This window comes from Algoriella sp., assembly GCF_036647415.1.
GTDB lineage: Bacteria > Bacteroidota > Bacteroidia > Flavobacteriales > Weeksellaceae > Empedobacter.
Genome location: NZ_JAVXKG010000014.1, coordinates 59,745 through 66,587, shown reverse-complemented (window position 1 = coordinate 66,587; position 6,843 = coordinate 59,745). Strand labels below are relative to the sequence as shown.

Annotated in this window: 8 protein-coding genes; 4 read left to right on the top strand and 4 right to left on the bottom strand. The window is 31.3% G+C overall.

Going from position 1 to position 6,843, the window contains the following annotated elements:
- The 4 genes from RSC72_RS07970 to purD form a co-directional block, all read left to right on the top strand.
- The coding region (locus tag RSC72_RS07970; protein WP_332578468.1) for an FKBP-type peptidyl-prolyl cis-trans isomerase at nucleotides 1-467 on the top strand (467 nt) is incomplete at its 5' end.
- 158 nt (nucleotides 468-625) lie between these two features.
- Complete coding sequence (gene purN / locus RSC72_RS07965; protein ID WP_332544095.1) at nucleotides 626-1,186, top strand: phosphoribosylglycinamide formyltransferase; 561 nt, start codon at nucleotides 626-628, stop codon at nucleotides 1,184-1,186.
- A gap of 89 nt (nucleotides 1,187-1,275) precedes the next feature.
- Complete coding sequence (purH, locus tag RSC72_RS07960) at nucleotides 1,276-2,787, top strand: bifunctional phosphoribosylaminoimidazolecarboxamide formyltransferase/IMP cyclohydrolase (protein ID WP_332544096.1); 1,512 nt, start codon at nucleotides 1,276-1,278, stop codon at nucleotides 2,785-2,787.
- A 101-nt stretch (nucleotides 2,788-2,888) separates the two neighbouring features.
- Entirely contained in the window at nucleotides 2,889-4,169 is a 1,281-nt protein-coding gene (gene purD, locus RSC72_RS07955) for a phosphoribosylamine--glycine ligase (protein WP_332544097.1), read from the top strand.
- A gap of 55 nt (nucleotides 4,170-4,224) precedes the next feature.
- Here purD and RSC72_RS07950 read toward each other — a convergent pair whose 3' ends face one another.
- Genes RSC72_RS07950 through RSC72_RS07935 form a run of 4 tightly spaced genes read right to left on the bottom strand, consistent with a single transcriptional unit; the run spans nucleotide 4,225 to nucleotide 6,755 of the window.
- Nucleotides 4,225-4,611: a hypothetical protein gene (locus RSC72_RS07950; RefSeq protein ID WP_332544098.1), complete on the bottom strand. Its 387-nt coding sequence runs from the start codon at nucleotides 4,609-4,611 to the stop codon at nucleotides 4,225-4,227.
- On the bottom strand, nucleotides 4,611-4,832 hold the full coding sequence (locus RSC72_RS07945; protein WP_332544099.1) for a VF530 family protein: 222 nt from the start codon (nucleotides 4,830-4,832) through the stop codon (nucleotides 4,611-4,613). The genes RSC72_RS07950 and RSC72_RS07945 overlap by 1 nt, the downstream gene beginning before the upstream one ends.
- A gap of 28 nt (nucleotides 4,833-4,860) precedes the next feature.
- Nucleotides 4,861-5,748, bottom strand: a complete 888-nt coding sequence (locus tag RSC72_RS07940; RefSeq protein ID WP_332544100.1) for a hypothetical protein — start codon at nucleotides 5,746-5,748, stop codon at nucleotides 4,861-4,863.
- Between the two features lie 56 nt (nucleotides 5,749-5,804).
- Entirely contained in the window at nucleotides 5,805-6,755 is a 951-nt protein-coding gene (locus RSC72_RS07935) for an ADP-ribosylglycohydrolase family protein (protein WP_332544101.1), read from the bottom strand.
- Nucleotides 6,756-6,843: the final 88 nt, after the last annotated feature.

Sequence of the window (6,843 nt, the reverse complement as noted above, 5' to 3'; positions counted from 1 at the left end):
ACTATGTTTTACATACAATAGAAGCAGATGGAGAAAAAGTATTTGTAGAGCAATCTAATACTGAAGAACCATTAACTTATTTAGCTGGAGCAGGAATGATGATTCCAAAATTCGAGGCTGAATTACAAGGATTACAATCAGGTGATAAAAAATCTTTCGTAATTTCTCCAGAAGAAGGTTACGGAGCTCGTGTTGAAGAAGCTGTAGCTCAATTACCATTAGATATGTTCAAAGAATCTGGTGTGCCACCAATTGGAGCGCTTTTACCGTTAACAGATGACGCAGGAAATCAATTTCGTGCAACAGTTGTTGAGGTTACAGATGAGGCTATTATTGCTGATTTAAATCCTCCAATGGCAGGTAAAACATTGAATTTTGATGTAGAAATTCTTAATGTACGTCCTGCTACAGAAGAAGAGTTGTCTCATGGACACGCTCACGGAGTAGACGGAACAGAAAGTCACTAAAAAATATTTCAAAAGGCTATTTCGATAAGAGATAGCCTTTTTTGTTTTTATTCTGAATATATCATTCAAATTAGATAAAATCCAAGTTATATTTTTCGCCTTGCTCCAACTAAAATCTTATCTTTGCAAAACAAACACATTTCACACAAAACAATACAATGAAAATAGCCGTATTTGTATCCGGAAGCGGGACAAATCTTCAAAATATTATTGATGCAATAGAAGATGGTACGTTACCAAATGTCGAAATTTCGATGGTAATGACAGATCGCGATTGCTATGCAATAGAACGTTCGTTAGAAAAAGACATCAGAACCTATGTCTTAGATAGAAAAACTTTTTCGGAAGATGCAGAACATAATTTAATTGATGAAGAAATTGATTTAATTGTTTTAGCAGGATTTCTAACGATATTATCTCCAGAATTCACTTCGAAATGGGGATCAAAAATGATTAATATTCATCCAGCATTATTACCAAAATTTGGAGGAAAAGGAATGTATGGAGCAAAAGTTCACAAAGCAGTTTTAGAAGCTGGCGAAAAAACATCAGGCGCAACCGTACATTATGTGACGGCTGGTGTAGACGAAGGTCAAATTATTTGTCAGGGAATTTTTGATATAGAAGAAGGTGATGAAGTAGCAGATTTGCAGCGAAAGGTGGCTGAAGTAGAAGGTAAGATTTTTATAGAAGCAATCAAACAAATCAGCGAACAATAAATATAGAATGCCTCAATGTCTTGTACATTGAGGTTTTTCATTTCCAATAAAATAGTAAACAAACAACAAACTTTAAAAACTAAAACACAATGCAAAAACAAGCGCTTATCAGTGTTTCTGACAAATCAAATTTGTTAGAATTTGCAAAATTCTTGGTTGAACAAGATTATAAAATTTTGTCAACAGGAGGAACTTACAAACATTTACAAGATAACGGAATAGAAGTTACAGAAGTAAAAGATGTAACTGGATTTCCAGAAATTTTAGATGGTCGTGTAAAATCTCTACATCCAGCTATTCACGGTGGTATCATGGCACGTCGTTCAGACGAAAATCACATGAATACGATTGCAGAACACGGAATTAATCCAATCGATATTGTCATTGTAAATCTTTATCCATTTTTCGAAAAGATGAATACAGGACTTTCAGAAGCAGAAATGATTGAGTTTATTGACATTGGCGGACCGTCAATGTTACGTTCTTCTGCAAAGAATTTTTACGATGTAACGGTTGTGACAGATGTAAATGATTACGAAATTGTGATGAGCGAAATTCGTGAGAATGGATCAACTTCTATCGAAACACGTAAATTATGCGCTGGTAAAGTGTTCAACTTAACTTCTGCTTACGATGCAGCAATTTCTACTTATCTTTTGAATGAAGATTTTCCACAGTTCTTAGAATCTTCTTACGAGAAAGTTATGGATTTGCGTTACGGAGAAAATCCTCATCAAAAAGCGGCTTATTATGTTGATAAAACGAAAAATGGTGCAATGAAAGATTTCGAATATTTACAAGGAAAAGAACTTTCTTTCAATAATATTCGTGATATGGATTTGGCTTACAAAGTCGTTTCAGAATTTGAAGAAATAACATGTTGTGCCGTAAAACATTCTACACCTTGTGGAGTGGCTATTGGCGATTCAGTTTTAATTGCATATCAAAAAGCGTATGAATGTGATCCAATGTCAATTTTTGGAGGAATTATCGCTTTTAATAGAGAAGTTGATGGTAAAACTGCGGTTGAATTAAATAAAATTTTCTTAGAAATTGTTATCGCTCCTTCGTTTACAGATGAAGCTTTAGAGATTTTCAAACAAAAGAAAAATTTACGCATCATAAAAGTTAAAAATCCAGTTTCGGACAAAGTAACGTATGTAAAAGTTGATGGCGGATTAATTGTTCAATCTACTGATAATCAATTTTCGCAAGATCTTAAAGTTGTAACGGAAGTTCAGCCAACAGATCGTCAAATGACAGATTTAGTTTTTGCTCAAAAAATTGTAAAATGGGTAAAATCTAACGCAATTGTTGTAGCGACGAATGGTCAAGCTTACGGAATTGGAGGTGGACAAACTAACCGTATTTGGGCAGCTCAACAAGCTATTGCTCGTGCAAAAGAAAAAGTCGAAGAAGATTTAGTTTTAGCATCTGATGCATTTTTTCCTTTCCGTGATGTGGCAGATTATGCTGCAGAAAATGGAATTAAAGCAATTATTCAACCAGGAGGATCAATCAAAGATCAAGAATCTATTGATGCTTGTAATGAACGCGAAATTCCGATGGTTTTCACAGGAATGAGACATTTTATGCACTAATTTTATAATTAGTTAATGTACTAATTTGAAAATTCGTCAATTCGAATGTTTTCGTAGAAAATGTATCGAGAATAGAATTTTCATTTAAAATAAAAACAATAATGAATAATATATCTCAAGACTCTCAAGACGCAATTCGTATTTTAATCATCGGAAGTGGTGGTCGCGAACATGCAATTGGATGGAAATTTGCAGAAGATTTCAAACAAAAAGGACAAGATGTAAACTTGTTTTTTATTCCAGGAAATGCAGGAACTGCTCAAATCGGAACAAATGTTTCTATATCTTCAATCGAAGAAATGAAAGATTTTGCGAAAGAAAATCAAATTGATTTAACTTTTGTAGGACCAGAAGCAGAATTATCAGAAGGTATCGTTGATATTTTTCAGAAAGAGAATCTTAACGTTTTCGGACCTCATAAAGCAGCGGCGCAATTAGAAGCTTCTAAGGCTTTTGCCAAAGATTTTATGGATAAATATGGTGTGAAAACTGCAAAATATAAGAATTTTCAAGGGCCAATGTTGGCGATTGATTATTTGAAAACACAAGAGTATCCAATTGTCGTAAAAGCCTCTGGTTTAGCGGCAGGAAAAGGAGTTATTATTTGCCAAGATTTCGAAGAAGCGAAACAAGCTGTTTTGGATATTATGGAAGATAAAACCTTTGGTGATGCAGGAAATGAAGTTGTTATCGAAGAGTTTTTAGAAGGTTTTGAAGCGTCTATTTTATCGTTTTTCAATGGAAAAAAAATTGTTCCATTTGTTTCGGCAAAAGATCACAAGAAAATAGGCGAAGGAGAAACTGGTCTAAATACTGGTGGAATGGGAGTTATTGCTCCAAATCCATTGTTTTCGGAAGAACATTTCAAGATGTTTGAAGAAGAAATTATGGAACCTACAAAATGTGGTTTAATCAAAGAAGGATTAGAGTTTGCAGGTGTTATTTTCTTTGGATTGATGATTACGACAAAAGGTGTTTATTTGTTAGAATATAACCTTAGAATGGGCGATCCAGAAACACAAACAACTTTACCGTTGTTAGAAAATGATTTGTTCGACGTTGTAAATAAAGCAATAAAAGGCGAAGATTTTGACTTGAATTTCAAAAATCAACACGCATGTTGTGTCGTTATGGTTTCGGGAGGATATCCAGGAAATTATGACAAAGGTTTTGAGATTAGTGGTTTAGAAAATGTAACGTGTCCTAATTTTATTGCTGGCGCAAAACTTTCGGGAGAACAAATTGTGACTTCTGGCGGACGTGTAATTAATGTGGTTGGATTAGGAAATACATTAGATGAAGCGCGTGAAACGGCTTACGAAAATATCAAAAAAATACATTTTGATTACGAATATTATAGAAATGATATTGGTGTAGTTTAATCAAATTCAAAATAAATGATATAAAAAAATCTCCTTAATTTTTTAAGGAGATTTTTTATTCATAAAAACTAACGTGATAAACGTCGCTTTTATTTCGTGCAATTTTTCGATATTCAAAACCACCAGCTTGTGGTATAATTTCTACCAAATCAAACGATTTACAACTTTTTGGTAAACCATTGAAAATTAAAGTGAAATTTAACGAAGAACCTTCTTCTATATACGTCCAATTTGGATACATTGTAATTCCGTCCGAAAAAACCAATCGACAACGTTTACCTGATTGATTATCAATAATAAAAGTTGATGGCCAAATACGTGCAGCATTTGCATATTCGTCTGCATCCATCTGACAATGAACAATGACTTGACTTTCTTCTTCTATATTTGTTAAAAGTTCAGCGTCAATAAAAATCTTTTCTTCAAGTACGGTTGCACTCATTACTTTGCAATTTTTTTGAGATACAATTCTTCAACTTTTGTACGTGCCCAATCCGTTTTTCGAAGAAATTTTAACGATGATTTTAAGCTCGGTTCATCATTAAAACATTTTATGTTTATTTGATTTCCCAAACCTTCCCAACCACCATAATAAATCACCAATTCTTCGATAATATCATCTAAACGTTTTCCGTGTAATGGATTATTTTTCTGATTTTCCATTTCACAAAATTACAAAGAATTTGAATAATTATTTTAAAATAAACTCTTTTAGTTTGGTTGATGTAGTTCCTTCATAATCGACAACTGTATTGTAAGTTGAATTTAAAATTATACCTGAATTATTAAATGTTTGTTTCAATAATACATTAATATTGAAATTAGGATTGGCAATATCTTTATCAAAATCTTTTCCAAATTTTGTTTTAAAATCTTCTAAAAATTGATTTTCATCAACAGTTTGACTCATGCTTAAAATATAAATTTCATTTTCTTCATCTATATTTATTAATCTATAACGTTGTTTTAATAACATTGGAGATTGCGTTATAGGATTTGTAAAATTAATTTCATCTTCTTGTTCCGTTTTATTTAAACTTAATCCATAAAACAAATGAAATTGATTCAAATCTTGCATCAAATAATTATTAAAATATTCATCATTCTCAATAAATTGATAAATCATTTTTAATTCTTTTTCTCCAAGACTACTTTTGTTTAGCAGTAAGTCAAATACTTTTTTATATGTTTTTTTAATTTCTTTTTTGTTAATTATTTCTTGAACAGTTCCAAATTCATCCGTTTTATAAATTATTTGAATTTGATTAAGTTCTTTTAAGTTTTTATCTATATAGTTCTTAATTTCAGGTTTATCATCAGGAATATTCAGATTAGTTTCCCATTTTAAGGTGTATGAATTAGCAGTAGAATCTAAAACTGAAATTTTTAAATCGTAACTATTTGATTTTTTATTTATTGTATCATTTTGTTTATGAGTAATTTTTGTTTCAATTATTTTATATTTTAAAACATTGTCTTTATTCCAATATGGTATTACATCAACAGATTGATTTTCTTTATTGTATTGCGCATTAAGTGTAGTTGTAAATATGATAATATAAAATAAAAATTCTTTCATAAACCTTTTTTTACGAAGTTATAAGATTATTGTAAAACAAAAAAAGAATTGATTTCTCAATTCTCTTCTTCATATTTTTCTTTTAATCGATATGCTAAATTTAAAATATCATCTTTTCTAGCTAATTGATCAATCCAATGTTTCGGAATCGATTCACAATCATAATAAATACCTGCAATTCCACCTGCTACGCATGCAATTGTGTCGGTATCATTTCCAAGATTTACAGCTTTCAAAACGCATTCGTGATAAGAAGTTGTGTGTAATAAACACCAAATTGCAGCTTCTAATGTGTCAATTACATAACCAGTCGATTTTATTTCATCTTCTGATAGTGTAATCAAATCTCCATCTAAAATTCGTTTAAAAAACGGATATTCAGTTTGGTATTCATCATTTGTTTCTAAATATATTTTTAACCAAAAATTCGTATTCAAATAAGCTTCTTCTAAAGATTCAGCTTCTAATAAATTTAAGGCAAATTCAACATAATAAATACAGGCTAAAACCGAACGATTATGTGCATGCGTTATAGATGAAACGTCTTTTATAATTTTGCAACGTTCATCAATTGATAAATCTTTAAGATAAACTGCCAAAGGTAAAATTCGCATTAATGAGCCATTTCCATTGTCAGTTTCGGCTGTAGATCCAGCCTCTGTAGGTTTTTTTACGACACGTAATTTATTAATTGCTTTGCGTGTGGAAATACCAACATCAAAAACTTCACCGTCTGCTGTCCAATATCCTTCGTGCATCCATTTCTGAAAGTTTTCTGAAATATCATTCAAATCAAGACCATTACAAAGTGATTCTGCTAAGCAAAACATAAGCGAACTGTCGTCTGAAAAAGTACCAGGAGGCATGTTGTACGTTCCAAAACCTATCATATCAGTTACTGGATTATCCTTTAGTGTTTCCCTACTTTTAAATTCGACAGGAACACCTAATGCATCTCCAATTGCGGCTCCTAATAATATATTTTTAGAAATGTTTTTCTTATACATAGATCATAATTATACTATGAAAATAATATATTTATTTAAATTATTCGTATTTATTTTTAATTAATATTTAGTTATTTGACTACATTGT